Source organism: Paludisphaera mucosa, assembly GCF_029589435.1.
In the GTDB taxonomy this organism is placed as follows: Bacteria; Planctomycetota; Planctomycetia; order Isosphaerales; family Isosphaeraceae; genus Paludisphaera; species Paludisphaera mucosa.
Genome location: NZ_JARRAG010000002.1, coordinates 4,022,114 through 4,036,042, shown reverse-complemented (window position 1 = coordinate 4,036,042; position 13,929 = coordinate 4,022,114). Strand labels below are relative to the sequence as shown.

General features: G+C 69.7%; 13 protein-coding genes. 2 read left to right on the top strand and 11 right to left on the bottom strand.

All coding sequences use genetic code 11. The features are described from left to right. Positions 1 to 24: 24 nt before the first annotated feature. The 8 genes from PZE19_RS25330 to PZE19_RS25295 form a co-directional block, all read right to left on the bottom strand. Positions 25 to 360, bottom strand: coding sequence for a hypothetical protein (locus PZE19_RS25330; RefSeq protein WP_277863390.1), 336 nt, complete (start codon positions 358 to 360; stop codon positions 25 to 27). A gap of 12 nt (positions 361 to 372) precedes the next feature. Next, positions 373 to 2,706 (bottom strand): P-type ATPase actuator domain-containing protein, encoded by a 2,334-nt coding sequence (locus PZE19_RS25325; protein ID WP_277863389.1) that lies wholly within the window; start codon positions 2,704 to 2,706, stop codon positions 373 to 375. A gap of 142 nt (positions 2,707 to 2,848) precedes the next feature. Next, the gene (locus tag PZE19_RS25320) at positions 2,849 to 3,043 is read right to left on the bottom strand and encodes a hypothetical protein (protein WP_277863388.1); all 195 of its coding nucleotides are present in this window, start codon (positions 3,041 to 3,043) and stop codon (positions 2,849 to 2,851) included. Positions 3,044 to 3,076: 33 nt separating this feature from the next. Then, entirely contained in the window at positions 3,077 to 3,598 is a 522-nt protein-coding gene (locus tag PZE19_RS25315) for a hypothetical protein (RefSeq protein ID WP_277863387.1), read from the bottom strand. Between the two features lie 28 nt (positions 3,599 to 3,626). Next, entirely contained in the window at positions 3,627 to 3,830 is a 204-nt protein-coding gene (locus PZE19_RS25310; protein ID WP_277863386.1) for a hypothetical protein, read from the bottom strand. A 7-nt stretch (positions 3,831 to 3,837) separates the two neighbouring features. Next, positions 3,838 to 6,537 carry a heavy metal translocating P-type ATPase gene (locus tag PZE19_RS25305; protein WP_277863385.1) on the bottom strand — a complete coding sequence of 900 codons (2,700 nt, stop codon included), beginning with the start codon at positions 6,535 to 6,537 and terminating at the stop codon, positions 3,838 to 3,840. A 112-nt stretch (positions 6,538 to 6,649) separates the two neighbouring features. Continuing rightward, positions 6,650 to 6,928, bottom strand: a complete 279-nt coding sequence (locus PZE19_RS25300) for a hypothetical protein (RefSeq protein WP_277863384.1) — start codon at positions 6,926 to 6,928, stop codon at positions 6,650 to 6,652. 199 nt (positions 6,929 to 7,127) lie between these two features. Further along, positions 7,128 to 7,454, bottom strand: a complete 327-nt coding sequence (locus PZE19_RS25295; RefSeq protein WP_277863383.1) for a hypothetical protein — start codon at positions 7,452 to 7,454, stop codon at positions 7,128 to 7,130. 468 nt (positions 7,455 to 7,922) lie between these two features. Here PZE19_RS25295 and htpG point away from each other — a divergent pair, with 468 nt between their 5' ends. Next, positions 7,923 to 9,842, top strand: a complete 1,920-nt coding sequence (gene htpG / locus PZE19_RS25290) for a molecular chaperone HtpG (RefSeq protein ID WP_277863382.1) — start codon at positions 7,923 to 7,925, stop codon at positions 9,840 to 9,842. A 212-nt stretch (positions 9,843 to 10,054) separates the two neighbouring features. Next, positions 10,055 to 11,689, top strand: coding sequence for an esterase/lipase family protein (locus PZE19_RS25285; protein WP_277863381.1), 1,635 nt, complete (start codon positions 10,055 to 10,057; stop codon positions 11,687 to 11,689). Between the two features lie 12 nt (positions 11,690 to 11,701). Here the strand turns inward: PZE19_RS25285 and PZE19_RS25280 are convergent, their stop codons facing one another. From PZE19_RS25280 to PZE19_RS25270, 3 genes are all read right to left on the bottom strand, one after another. Then, the gene (locus PZE19_RS25280; protein WP_277863380.1) at positions 11,702 to 12,241 is read right to left on the bottom strand and encodes a hypothetical protein; all 540 of its coding nucleotides are present in this window, start codon (positions 12,239 to 12,241) and stop codon (positions 11,702 to 11,704) included. A gap of 320 nt (positions 12,242 to 12,561) precedes the next feature. Next, positions 12,562 to 12,984, bottom strand: coding sequence for a hypothetical protein (locus tag PZE19_RS25275; protein ID WP_277863379.1), 423 nt, complete (start codon positions 12,982 to 12,984; stop codon positions 12,562 to 12,564). A gap of 245 nt (positions 12,985 to 13,229) precedes the next feature. Then, the gene (locus tag PZE19_RS25270) at positions 13,230 to 13,901 is read right to left on the bottom strand and encodes a hypothetical protein (protein ID WP_277863378.1); all 672 of its coding nucleotides are present in this window, start codon (positions 13,899 to 13,901) and stop codon (positions 13,230 to 13,232) included. Positions 13,902 to 13,929 lie beyond the last annotated feature (28 nt).

The window sequence follows — 13,929 nt, the reverse complement described above, 5'->3', positions numbered from 1 at the left end:
GGAAGTCGGGATCGTCGAGGCGGCTCAGCGCCGGGTGGAATCCGGGAACCGTTGTTCGAGGTCGTCGAGGTAGCGGCCGATCTGCTGCATCCCCTGCTCGTGCAGCCAGGGATAACGGCGCTGGACCCAGCGATCGACCTTGCCGAACGTCCGCGGCCAGAGGACCAGGCCGCCGGCCACGATCGCCGGCGCGCCGGCCAGGGCCGGCAGGACGAACCCCAGGGCGCCGACGGACATGAGCATCACGCCGACCTCCTTGGGCAGGTCTTCCATCTTGCGGGCGCCGCCCCGGACGGTCCGGGCGGGGGCCGGGGGGCCGGGGTCGGGGGCCGAGGGGGTCGGGGATTCCGCCGTCGCCACGTCCGTCCTCCTTCAAGTTCCGATCGGGCTCGCGACGAGCCGTCGCCTCGGCCGCTCTCGGCCGGCGGCCGAGTGCAGGGCCCCGGACGATCGCTGGTAGAGCCCGAGGGTGCTGAGATTGCTGACGATGACCACGGCCAGGGCGGTGGCCCCGAAGAACAGGGCCCCGACGACGCAGAGGGCGTTCGGCAGGATCACCAGCCGCTGGGCCGTCCGGGCCCGCTCCGCATGAGATCCCGCGATGTCGCAGAGGTCGGCGAACAGGTCGAGGCGGGGTTGCATCAGGACGACCTCGGCCGGATCCCCCTCCCGGTCGATCTCTCCCGAAGTCGAGACCGCGACGTCCGCCGCCGCGGCCGGCTCGCCGCGGAGCCGGCCGTCGCCGAAGAAGGCCGTCCGCGCGCCACGAGCGTGCAGGTCGCGCAAGAAGGCCGCCTTGTCGACGTCCGTCCGCCCGCCCAGGAAGGTCGAGATCCCGAGGCTCGCCGCCGTCCGGCCAACCTCGGCCTCGGGGCGGTCCGAGAGCAGCACCACCGCGACCCCCGGCCTTTCGCGCAGCCGTTCGATGGCCCGCGCGGCTTTCGGTCGCGGCGACGGCCCGAACGTCACCACGCCGACCGCGGCGCCGTCGATCTCGACGACCAGGGGGCCCGTGGCCGTCGGCCCCTCGTCGAGCCCCCGCACCATCACGCTCCGGCCGTCGTGGACGACGGTCACCCCCCGGTCGAACGCGGCGGCCGGGAGGTCCAGGACGTGGCAGCGTCGCGTGCGGCAGGCGTCCAGCAGGGCCTCGGTTCGTTCGTCGGCCATGTGGCGGAAGGCGCTCGCGGCGTAGCGGAGCAGGAGCGATTCGGGGAGCCGCGACTGGACGTCGACGACCTCGAGGCCGCGGGCGCGCAGCGCGGGCGAGTCGTCGATCACGACGGCGTCGGCCCGGGCGACGCGCTCGAAGGCGTCGGGCGAGCGGACGATCACCCCGATCCGCGCGCAGGCCGTGGCGTCGCGGACCGTCTCCAGCGGCAGGGCGACCCCGGGGCCCGTGGCGTAGTCGGGCCTGAGGATCGCCGCGGCCGTCGCCAGGTCGCCGGCCAGCAGCCCCACGCCGGCCATGGCGAACGTCGGCGCGACGGCGCGCTCGGCGAACGCCTCGGTCTTCCGGGTCGGCGACGACGCGCCGGCGTCGTGGCTCGTCGCGGCCAGCAGGGCCCGGCCGATCTGCGAGGCCCTCGTCCGATCCGCCCCCCCCGCGACCTCCAGGCGGAGCGATCCGTGCAGGACCCGCGAGCCCGCCAGCAAGACGTCCCCTCGCCTGATCCGGGACGCCCCCGCCAGCCCCCGCAGCGCCTGCTCGTCGACGACCCCGGAACCCTGGATCACGCGGCCGTCGGTCGGCACGAGTTCCCCCGGCCCGACGAGCACCTGGTCGCCCGCCCGCAGCCGCTCGGGCGGCGAGAGCACCTCGCCGTCGCCGACGGCCAGCCGGGCCAGCCGCGGCAGGGGCAGGGTCTCGCTCAGGGACCGCCTGCGCTCCGCCGAGAGGTCCTGACGCAGCCGGTCGTTCCAGAACTTGAACGACCAGGACATCAGGGCCGAGGCCAGGAACTGGCCGCTCACCAGCGTCCCCCCGACGATCGCCGTGTACAGGACGGGCAGGCCGATGTTCCGCTCCCGGACCTGCCGCCAGGCGAGCCCGAACGTCCGCAGGTTGCCCCCGACCAGCATCAGCGCGCTCACGGGCGCGAGGGCCGAGACCGCCAGGTCGACCGCCGCCCCCAGGACCAGGTTCGTGTTCGCCAGTGTGAACGACGTCCGCGACGGCGCCGGGACGGTGCGGTCCCACCAGGCGGGGGAGTCGAGGGCCTCTTCGGCCAGGCGGATCAGGCGGGACGCGGCGACTTCCGCGGGCCGGTAGCGGACCGTCAACGCCCCGACCCGGGCGTCGAGGGCCGTCCTGACGACGCCGGGCGAGGACGCGACGTACTTCTCGAACTCACGCGCCAGCACGCGATCGCGGCGCAGGGCCGGGTGGCGGAACCGCAGCCATCCCGGCCGATCGATCGTGACCTGACACGTCGACAACAGGAGGCCATGCCGATGGACCGTGAACTCCGACTCGCGCACCCCGCGAGGGAGGGCGAGGGCCGGTCCATGTTCCGCCCTCAGGGCGGCCGACAGGCTTTTCAGGAACCGATCGTGGTCGGTCGTCTCGCGCGCGGGCCGGACCACGGCCCGGCCTTCGCCCCGATCCACCGAGATCGAAACGACCGATTCGAGGCGGAAGGCGCGCTCCAGGAACCGACGCAGATGCGCATCCGCGCCCGGGCCGAAGATGCGCGGGTCGCGCACCACCACGGCCCCGTCGGACCAGGCGGCCCGGGGGGCGTTCGACTCGGATCGTGGGGCGGCGTGGGTGGGGTCCAGGACTTGATTCCGTTTCCGTAATCGAGGTCGCGATCCGGACGAGCTTCTCGCTGGGGTCGAGCCGGGATCAACCGGGAGCGTACGGCTTGAGGTCGCCGCGGTGCACCATGTCTTCGAGGACCGCGGCGATCTTGCTGTCGCACTTGTCGAAGACGTTGAAGACCTCGCGGAGCCGGCCCCGCTGCCGGTTGATCTCGGAGCCGAGATAGGCGACCAGCAGGAGCCCCACGATCGCGGGCACCAGGGGGATTTCCTCATTCATGACGATCCGTCCTCCGTTCCCGCGACGAGGTGTTCAAATCAGTTCGATTGTCGCCTCGGAGAGGTTGCGTATCAACTTCACCGATCCCGAGAAGCCCTCGCGATGCAGTTCGCGGCGGACCTGGACGTCCAGGCGCTCGGCCGTGCGGTGCATGTTGATGAATCGCAGGAACTCCTGGAGCCGGGCCAGGGCCTGCTCGCCGTTGCGGAACCGGCCGAGATGGATGCGGAAGCCCCGATAATTGCCGGCGTCGGCCCCCTTCGCCGCCATCAGGTCGTACACCAGGATGGTCGGGTCGCGGCCGATCAGCAGCGGCTCGCGCCGCAGGACTTCGATCGATTGTTCCGGCGTGAGCAGGTAGAGGGTGTCCTGCTTCTGGAACTCGTACAGGATGGGCAGGTGCGCCCGCACGAGCTTCGAAACCGGTCCGTTCCAGCCGGTGTCGATCAGGAAGATGTCGAACCGCTTGCACTCGGGGGCGATCGACGCGGCCGTCGACCGCGTCCGAAGGGACGGCCGCGGGCCTTCCGCTTCGTGCTGATGCTCGTCCGACATGGCGAAGGCCCTCCGCGGGGGATCCGGATCAGAGGCCCAGGTCGGTGGCGATCGAGTCGATGAAGCGGACGGCGTCGCGGCGGTGCGTCTGGGTCGCCATGGCCTTGGCGGCCAGCGAAAGCTCGGCGTCGACCTGCATCACCCCGGCGGTGAACCGGACGATGAACGAGAGCCATTGCGCCCGGATGGTGAACTGCGACCGGTCCGGGTTCCATTGCAGCTCGGTCGGCACCGGGATCTCATGCCGACGCCGCGAGAACTCGGCGTCGATCGCCTCGCGCGTCGCCCCGTCGATCGGCCTTCGGAGCGGGCGCGTGTACAGGGTTTCTTTCCATCGCATAGCTTTGAGTCATCTCCAGCCGGTGACGCCGTTCGGCCTCGATCTGTGCGACCTTGCGGAGCGGGAGCATGCCGTTGGCCAGGGCGGCCAGCGCGGCGACGTTGTTGGTGGCGACCGAGGCCATGATGCCGAAGCCCATGGTGAACACGCCGGCGATGCAGGCGATGTTCGGGGCCAGGATCATCGACCAGCTTCGCTTGACGTTGCGGTCCAGCTCGCGGGCGATGTCTCGCAATTCGCAGAGCTTGGCCAGCCCTTCTTCGAGGAACACGATGTGGGCCGTGTCGGTGGCGATCGACGACGCGCCCCGCAGCGAGATCGAGACGTTCGCCTTCTTCAGGGCGATCGAGTCGTTGATCCCGTCGCCCACGAAGCAGACCTTGCAGCCTTCCTTCTGAAGTTTCTCGACGTAGTCCGCCTTGTCGGCCGGCAGCACCTGGGCGAAGTAGCGGTCCATGCCGAGCGACTCGGCCAGCTTCTTCGTCGGCGCCTCGTGGTCGCCCGAAATGATCGCGATGTGCTTGATCCCCCGCTTGCGGAGGCCCGCGATGATCTCCTTGACCTCCGGCCGCACCGCCGCCTGCAACTCGATCGCGCCGCCGAGCTGCTCGTCGACGCCGACCATGACCATCGTGTAGCCCTCGCGATGCGCCTCGTCCAGGGCCTCGCGGATCTCGGGCGGCAGGTCGATCCCCTCCATCTCCATGAATCGCTTGCTGCCGACCCGGACGGTGCGGCCGTCGATGTGCACCGTGATGCCGTAGCCGACCTTGTACTGGGTGTCGTCGGTCGCCGGCAGGTCCAGCCCCAGCTCCTTCGCCTTGTGAAGGATCGCCAGGGCGATGGGGTGGTGGAACTTCCGCTCGGCGGCCGCGGCGTACCCCAGGATCTGGTCGGGGTCGAAGCCCTCGCCCGCGATCACCCGGCCGACCTCGGGCCGCTCGCGGGTCAGGGTCCCGGTCTTGTCGAACAGGACGGTGTCGACCTCGTTCATGAGCTCGAGCGCCCGGCCGTCCTTCACCAGGATGCCCTTGTTGGCGCACAGGGCCAGCGAGCTGAGCATCGCCAGCGGCGCGGCCATCCGGATGCCCGTGCCGAAGTCGCTGTTGAGGACGGCCACCGCGCCGGCCGGGCCCATCGCGGCCATCCCGACCGCGCCGATGGCGAGGGTCGGGATCACGGCCCGGTCGGCCATCACCTCGCCCTTGTGCTGCGAGGCGAGCTTGAAGCCGGCCGTGTCGTTGAGGATCTGGCTGATCTTGGCCGAGGCCGTGTCGCTCCCCGAGGTCTCGACCGAGACGAACACCTTGCCGGCCACCATCACGGTGGAGGCGAAGACGCGGTCGCCCACGCCCTTCTCGGCCGGCGTCGACTCGCCGGTCAGGGCGTGCTGGTCGATCATCGCCATGCCCTCGACGACGTGGCCGTCGACCGGCACCACCTCGCCCGTGTTGACGACGATCAGGTCGCCCTTCTGAAGCTTGTCGAGCGAGACCTGGACCTCGATCCCGTCGCGGTACAACCAGACGTAGCGCGGCTGCTTGCCGAAGGCGTTGAGCAGCAGCTTCTTGGAATCGTCCTGCGTCTTCTTGACCAGCACGCGGCCGAAGCCGAGGCACCAGCAGAGCACCGCGCCCGGGAAGATCGACATCGTCCCGAGGCAGCCGACGACCACGATCGCGTCCAGGACGTCGACCCCGAGCCGCTTCTCGACGAACAAAACCTGCCGCGCCTCCTTGAACGTCGGGATCGACGTGTAGGCGAACGCGGCCGCCGCCACGGGCAGCAGCGGCGGGAAGGCGAACTGCGCGACCGCCGCCAGGGGGAGCGACGCCGTGCAGATCGGCAGGTGGAGGTCGAGCTTGTCGAGCTTCGTCGGGTGCTCGGCCCCCGCCAGCGCGGCGTCGAGGATCTCGACGACCTGGTCCCGCGTCAACTGCCGCGGGTCGTAGTCCACCTGGACCTTGCAGGTGATCGAGCCGGTCTTGTACTTCTCGACCCCGAGGACGCTCATCAGCTCCCGCTCGATCGCCTGGCAGAGGTCGTTCTTGCGGTAGAGGACCGGGTTCTTCAGGTGCAGCCGGCCGGGCCGGTCGAGCTTCACCTGCCAGCCCGAGGCGACCGCCGCAGGCCGCGCATAGCGGACGGCTCCCGTGCGGCCCCGCGTCACCGACAGCGACGGCTTCGAGGAACGGGCCGGCTTGTCCTGGGCCGCGTGCGGGGCGTGCCCGTTCGTGGAAGCGTGCCCGTTCTTCGCGGCATGGCCGTTGGTCGAGCCGTGCCCGTTCGCTGCGGCGTGGCCGTTGGCCGCGGCATGACCGTTCGGCGGTGCCTGACCGTTGGTGTCGGAGGAGTGCCTCAGGAGCGAGGCCACCCGATTGGCGACGGCCTGCAGCGTCCAGGTCTTCGGGCAGAAGCGGAGTTCCGCCGAGGGCGCGTCGCCCGTCGTGATCGTAACCTCGGAGATCTCCTCCGCCTGGAAGACCCGTTCGAGGAAGCGTCGGCAGGTCGCGCCGTCGGCTTCGCCGAAGAGGGCGAGGCTGGAGAGTCGGATGACGCCCCGGGCCGGAAAGGAGATGGCGAGATCAAGGCTGCTCATCGGTGGTGGCCTCGGATGACCCGACGAAAGGCGGATTCAAGCGTCACATCGAAGGTAGGACACGCCCGGATCGACGAGAACGCGACGCCGGCCCGGTCCGCTTCGGATCGCGTCAGAGGGTCGACGGGGTCGTCACGCCGGACCCGTTCCGGTCGGTCGCTCCCCAGGGACCTCGCGTCGCCTCGTGGGCCGCGTGGGCGTTCGCGTCCGCGTCCGGGGCGACCTCGGCGGCCGCGGCCTGGGCGTCCTGGAAGGCGGCGGAGGCCCCGGCCACGACGGCGGAGACCAGCGGAGCAACCTTGTGCTTCCACTTCGGATACGTCGCGTAGCCCGCCGCGCCGGCGACGAGCCCGGCCCCGAACGTCAGCAGGTTCGAGCGCGAGAAGGGCATGGTCTTCCCCCTGAGCTAACGTGGCGATCCGAAAAACTCGTCGATCGGCCCGAGGCCGCTCCGCTCGCGGAGCCGAACTGAACTCCCGCCCCTTCCGCCGCGGCGCGGGGGGCTCGATCCTTCGCCCGATGCGGAGACCGGGGCGCCTGACGCTGCGTCGCATCGTCGCGGTGGGCCGGCGGAGAGGGTCGCCGGCGCGTCAGCCGCCCGTCTGGGACCTGTGCTTCATCTCGTCGACCAGGTCCATCGCGGCTCGCGCCCCGTCGATGAACCCGTGGACGGCGGCGTTCTCCTTGGGGACGGCCCGCGCGACCAGGGCCGCGGGGAAGACGACCCCGTACGAGACCGCGTAGCAGGTCTTGTAGGTGAGACCGGTGAGGAAACCACCGACGGCCGGGAGCGCGTTACCGACCGAGGCAGTCGCCTGCGCCACCCCGTCCTTCGTCGCCTCGACCGCCGCATCCAACGCGTCGGCGACCGACTTCAACGGGTCGGAACTGACGGCGTCGACCGTTTCGTCTGTCACTTGGGACGCTCCGAGGGTCGATGAAAGATGCCTGCCTATGAAGACAGGTTAACTCACGTTTCCGGGCCTGGCTTTCGTGGAATTCGGCCTGGCTGTTTCGATATCTTACGCGCGTCGCAACGCTTGCGTAATTTGGGCCGGCCTCGATCGGCTTCCCTTCGACGCGCGGGCTCAGGGCTCCCATCGGCTCCGTGAGGGTGACGGCTGGCGGAATTTTCCAGGATCCTGGTGAGGCGACCACGAGATCCAAGCCGGCCGACGTGCCAGATTGTCGGCCAGGGCGCGAACTTGACAGCCCGGCGAGCTTCCCCAGAGAGGCCGCTTCCCCCCGAACTTCCTGAAGCGAATGGGGTTTACGCTTCGACTGCTGTGGTGGCACGCTGGTTGCTAAAGGCGATCGAAGGACGGTACGCTGGATGAGGACCGCTCCACTCCGAAGCCCGATCCGGTCTTGAGGTCATCGCCGACATGACAGCCGAACATGCGCAGGAACGGCAGGAATTCACCTTCCAGGCGGAGATCAAACAACTCCTCCACCTGCTCTCGCATTCGTTGTATCAGAGCCGCGAGATCGCCCTCCGCGAGCTGATCTCCAACGCGTCCGACGCGCTCGACAAGATGCGCTTCGTGGCGCTCACCGATGGTGCGCAGCGCGACAGCGGGCCGTTGGAAATCACGATCGAGCCCGACGAGGCCGCGCGACGCCTGGTCATCCGCGACACCGGCGTCGGCATGACACGCGAGGAGCTGGTGGCCAACCTCGGGACGATCGCGCACAGCGGCTCGGGCGAGTTCCTGAAAAACCTGTCGACCGAGGCCAAGGCGAAGGCCGACCTGTCGCTGATCGGCCAGTTCGGGGTCGGCTTCTACTCGGCCTTCATGATCGCCGACAAGGTCCAGGTCCGCTCCCGCAGCTACCGCGACGAGCGCGGCTGGGAATGGGAGTCCGAGGGGACCGGCCGGTTCACCGTCGAGGCCGTCGAGGCCCCCCTGCCCCGGGGCACCGAGATCATCCTCCATCTCAAGGAGGATGCGAAGGACTTCGCCATCCCCTACCGGATCAAGGAGATCGTCCGGCGCTATTCCAGCTTCATCCCCCACCCGATCAAGCTCGCGCCCGGGGACGAGGTGATCAACGACCAGAAGCCCATCTGGGTCGAGCCCAAGCGGCAGGTGACCGAGGAGCAGTACGACCGATTCTACCAGCACCTGAGCCACCACACCGACGAGAAGCCGCTCTGGCACCTGCACGTCTCGGTCGATTCGCCGATCCAGTTCCACGCGGTCCTCTACTCCCCGCCGTCGAACCTGGAGAAGTACGGCTTCCCCCGGATGGAGCACGGCGTCAGCCTTTGCGCCAAGCGCGTCCTGGTGCAGAACGACTGCCGCGAGCTGCTGCCGGACTACCTCCGGTTCCTCTTCGGCCTGGTCGACTCCGAGGATTTGCCGCTCAACGTCTCGCGCGAGACCCTCCAGGACAACTCGGTCATCCGGCGGATCCGGGGGTCGCTGCTCAAGTCGATCTTCGACCGCCTCGATCAGCTCGCCAAGGATCAGCCCGACGCCTTCCAGACCTTCACCGACCAGTTCGGGACGCTGCTCAAGGAGGGCGCGATCGTCGACGCCCCCCAGCGCGACCGGCTGGCGAAGCTGATCCGGTTCGCCTCGTCCCACAAGGCCGACGGCAAGCTCGACGTCGCGCTCGACGACTACGTCGGGCGGATGCCCGAGGGCCAGAAGCGGATCTACTTCCTGGGCGGCCCCGACCTCGCCGCGATCGAGAAGAACCCCAACCTGGAGGTCTTCCGCAAGCGCAAGCTCGAGGTCCTCTACCTGGTCGAGCCGATCGACGAGTTCGTCATGAACGCCCTCGGCTCGTACGGCGGCAAGCCCCTGACCTCGATCGACTCCGACGACCTCGACCTCCCCGACGCTCCCGGCGACGCCGAGTCGAAGGTCGAGACGCCCGAGGACGAAAAGGCCGAACCCGGCTTCGCCCGCGTGCTCGACCTTTTTCGCGAGGCGATCGGCGGCCGCGTCCGCGACGTCCGCGAGTCGCATCGCCTGACCGACAGCCCCTGCTGCCTGGTCAACGCCGACGGGGCGCTGTCCACGCAGATGCAGCGCATCCTCAAGATGGCCAACAAGGAGATGCCGGAGATGTCGCGGATCCTGGAGATCAACCCCAAGGCCCCCCTGATCCGCCGTCTCGGCCGCCTGACCGCCAACGCCGAGCACGACGCCTTCATCAAGCAATGCGGCCTGCAACTCTGGTCCAACACCCTGCTCCTCGAAGGCGTCGCCCCCGACGCCCAGGAACTGGTCGCCCGGATCCAGGGGTTCATGGACGAGGCCGCCGACAAGCGCTCGCCGCTCATCGTAATGTGACGAGCGGCCGCGACCGGACGGGCGGAAATCGCAGCCCTCGGGAGATTCGGTGAAAGCCGCACGACCCGGACGGCCGATCCGATGGGCATAGGATTGGGCGCCGTCCGGCGCGGCGCGTGGATGGATTGTCCGGCGAGGGGTTCATGCAAGATACTCGGCGAGCCGGCGTTCCGTGTGCGCGCCGGAGCTTCCTCTGCGGCGCGGCGATGACGATGGCGGCCCCTGGGATGGTCCGGGCGGCCGGCCTGGATCGCGACGCGGCGCTGCAGCGGGCGGCCTCGGCGCGGAGGCGGGCGATCCTCGTCGAGCACGGCGGCTCGCGCGAGTGCATCGATCGCTATTACGAGGGGGCCGTCTTCGCCTACGCCGCGATGGCGGCCTGTCCGGCCCTCGACGACAAGCGCGCCCGCAAGGCGCTCGCGCTTTACAACGAGAACCTCGCCGACTGCCTGCGGGCGGCGACGCGGCACGGGGCGATCGACGTACGGTCGCGACTGGTCGTCCAGACCCCGCGCGGCGTCATTCAGGTGCCGATCGTCCACCAGGGGTTCGTGTGGTCGCCGGCGGAATTCACCCGCCTGCTCGACCCCGCCGCCGCGCCCCGGAACCCCTCGAATACGCGGGATCACACCCGTTCGGGCGTCGGGGCCTCTCAGGTCCTCGTCCGGCCGAATCCGCATGCGACGGTCGACGACGCGGTCATCCCCGATCCCATGTTCATCCCCGCGACGGCCGTGCTCCGACCCGACCTGGACGCCTGGCTGGGGGGCGGCGGGGGGCCTGGCGACGTGCTGGAGTTCTATGACCCGCTGCGGGTCGGCGGCGTCGCACTCGCCGGCGCGCGCCGGCCGCTGGCGGCGGATCTCGACGCCCCGATCGCTTACCTGGAAGAGGGCACGGGGGGGCTCCAGTCGGGCTGGGCCGGGCTGGTGAACCCCAGCCAGGACGTCGATCGGGCGTTCCTCGGACTGCTGGAGCCCTTCCAGCCGGGCAAGATCCCCGTCGTCTTCGTCCACGGCCTGTACGACACGCCGTACACCTTCACCGACATGATGAACGGCCTGCGGTCGCGGCCGGGTTTTCTGGATCGCTTCCAGATCGCCGGCTACCGCTACGCGACCGGCCTGACCTTCCTGCATTCGGCGGCCCTGTTCCGCCGCGACCTACACCGTTTCGAGGCCGCGCTCGACCCTGCACGCACCGATCCCGGCGTCCAGAACACCGTGCTGATCGGCCACAGCATGGGCGGCCTGATGCTCAAGCTGCAGGTCGTCTCCAGCGGCCCGGCGCTCTGGGAGCTGGTCGCGACCCGGCCCCTGGAGACGCTGGCGGCGACGGAGCCGGAGCGGGCGTTTCTGGCGAGCCTCTTCTTCTTCGAACCGGTCCCGATCGTCCGACGGGCCCTCTTCCTGGCGACCCCTCACGACGGCCTGGGGGCGACGACGCAGCCGATCGGCGTCCTCAACGAGCGCCTCACGCGGCGTCCCGAGGACCTTCGCGACCTCGCCGCGCGGCTCGACCGCGACAACCCGGGCGCGGTGCGGCCCTACATGCACGACCTGCCCAACAGCATCGGCATGCTCCGACGCCGCGAGCCGATCCACCAGGTGATGCGGTGCCTGCCGATCGACCCCCGAATCCGGCATCACACGATCGCCGGCACCGCCCGCGTCCCCGTCGCGATCGCCCACGGCGACGGCGCCGTGCCGATCGCCAGCGCCCGCCAGGAGGGCGCCGAGAGCGAGACCCTCGTGCCCGAGTATCACACGACGATCAACTCCAGCGAGTACACCTTCGTCGAGGTCGAGCGCATCCTGAAACGTCACGCCGCGACCGTCTCGCGCTGACCGCCCGGCCGCTCAACGCTCCCAGGGGCGGACCTTCCGCAAGTACGCGAGGAGGACGTCGGGCAAGGGATCCTGATTCTCGGCGCCCGGGTTCCGGACCTTTCCCAGCGACGCCGACCACCCCGGGCCGGCTTCCGGGTCGACCTCGCGCACGAGCCTCAGGAACTCGCGGAAATGGGCCACGTCGTGATACGGATGTCGGACGAAGGTCGTTTCCTCGATCGCGCCGTCGTCCATCCGCCACTGGACCCGGACGCAGTACCAGAGGTTCGTCGCCCCCCGAGCCTCCAGCAGGCGACGCACGGATTCCCAGCTCGGCGGCTCGGCCGGGCTCGCGACGATGCGGGCTACGTCCGGGAGATCGTCGGACGACCGCGTTTCCAGGACTTCCGCCCCGACGGCGGTGCGGGCCGAGGCCGCGGGCTCCTGGAAAGCCGCCCCGATCGTCCCCGAACGCCACTGCCAGGCCAGGAAGATCGGGGCCAGGACAAGGCAGGCCGACAGGCAGGCGAAGCCGGAGGACGCCAGCCAACGCCGCAAAAGGTCGGACATGAAGCGGATCATCCCGTCTCGGCGCATAGGGGCCCCCGCGCGGATATGCCGCGATTCGAACGGTCGATGGAAGGCGACGACGCGCAGCGAGCTCGTCTCGCAACCCGAAGCCCCGGGGCGTTCCTTCTCCCATCGGCCGACGCCGGAGGCCGGCGCGGACCTCTACGATGGTCTTCGTTTCGGGGCGACGGTTATTCCCAAGACAAATTGTCTTGGTCTCTGTCCGCCCTTATATCCACCGACTCCGAGCCATGTCAAGGATGAAAACGGAATCGAGACGAACGCCTCGCGGCGAGCCGAGGTTCGAGGCGGGGCCTCGGTCATTCCGGCCGCGTCTGGTCCTTCGCGAGGTGCTCCCGGACGACGTCCAGGAGGGGAGGCTGGAGTTCGAGGCCCGGGGGCGGGAGCGGCGACGCGTCGTCGGCCGGCCCACGTCCCACGTCGCTTCGCACCAGCTGCAGGAACTCCTGGAAGTGAGGGTTGCTGTGATAAGGCTGGCGGACGTAGGTCACCTCCGCGGGTTGGCCGTCGTCCAACCGCCAGCGGAGCCGGTAGGAAAACCAGACGTCCCGCGCGGCGCGGGCTTCGAGGAGGCTCCGCACGGCATCCCAGGTCGGCGGCGTCGGGCAGCCGGCGACGAACGCCGCCAGGTCCCCGAAGTCGTCCGAGCACCGGGCGTCCACGACCTCCACCCCGACGACGGAGCGGCTGTCGGACGTCGGCTCCCGACCTCCTTCACCCATCGCGCCGGGTTGCCATTTCGAGGTGACTAAGGACGGCGCCAGCAGCAGCGACGCCGTCAGGCAAGCGAAACCGGCCGCACCCAACCGGCGGCCGAGGACGCCGAAGATTAGTCGAACCCTGCCGCTCCGACTCATGACAACCCCCTTACGCGGAGTTCCACGGGGACGAGACGACGAGAGAGGATATCAAAGGGACACTTGTAAGAGACGGCCGTCGTTCTACTATCGCCGTTATCCTACAAATGTCAATGGTTGGCCGGCGACGGCCGGCGCGGCGCCGGCACCGGCTTGAACCGGCCGGCGCCGACGACGGGGGCCGACTCGCCGTCGCCCGGAAGACGACGGGCCGGCTCATCCTTCGCGGTCGGAGTCAGCAGCCGTTCCAGGATCGAGTCCGAGGCGTGGTCCTCCGGGATGGACGCCAGGTCGACGACGCGGAGAGGGACGTCGCCGTGGCTGCCCTTCGCCGTCTCGATCCTCTGGCGCAGGAATTTGAGGAACTCTTGGAAACACCACGGCTCCTGATACGGCCGACGGACGTAGGTGATCTCGTCGAAGCCGCCGTCGCTCAGCAGCCATCGGACGCGCAGGACGTAACGGAGCCCCGTGCAGCCGTGGTCTTCCATCAGCCGGCGCACCATCTCCACCGTCGGCGGCCCCGGGGTCTCCTCGACGGCCCGGGCGAGTCCGTCGCACTCCTCGGACGCCCAGCATTCGAGCAACTCCGCCCGGAGGATCGACCGACCTCCGCTGGGATCGACCGACGAGGCCTGATCCGTCCTCTCGGGTTCCAACGTCGCGGTCAGGTAGCAGGGGCCCAGGATGAGCCCCGCCGCCAGGCAGGCGAACCCGAACGCCCCCGGGCCCCGACCCGTCGCCGCTTGCAGGACGCCCCTTCCCCATGGCAGCCGGTGCATGACATCCCCTCCTGCGTGGAAACCCGCA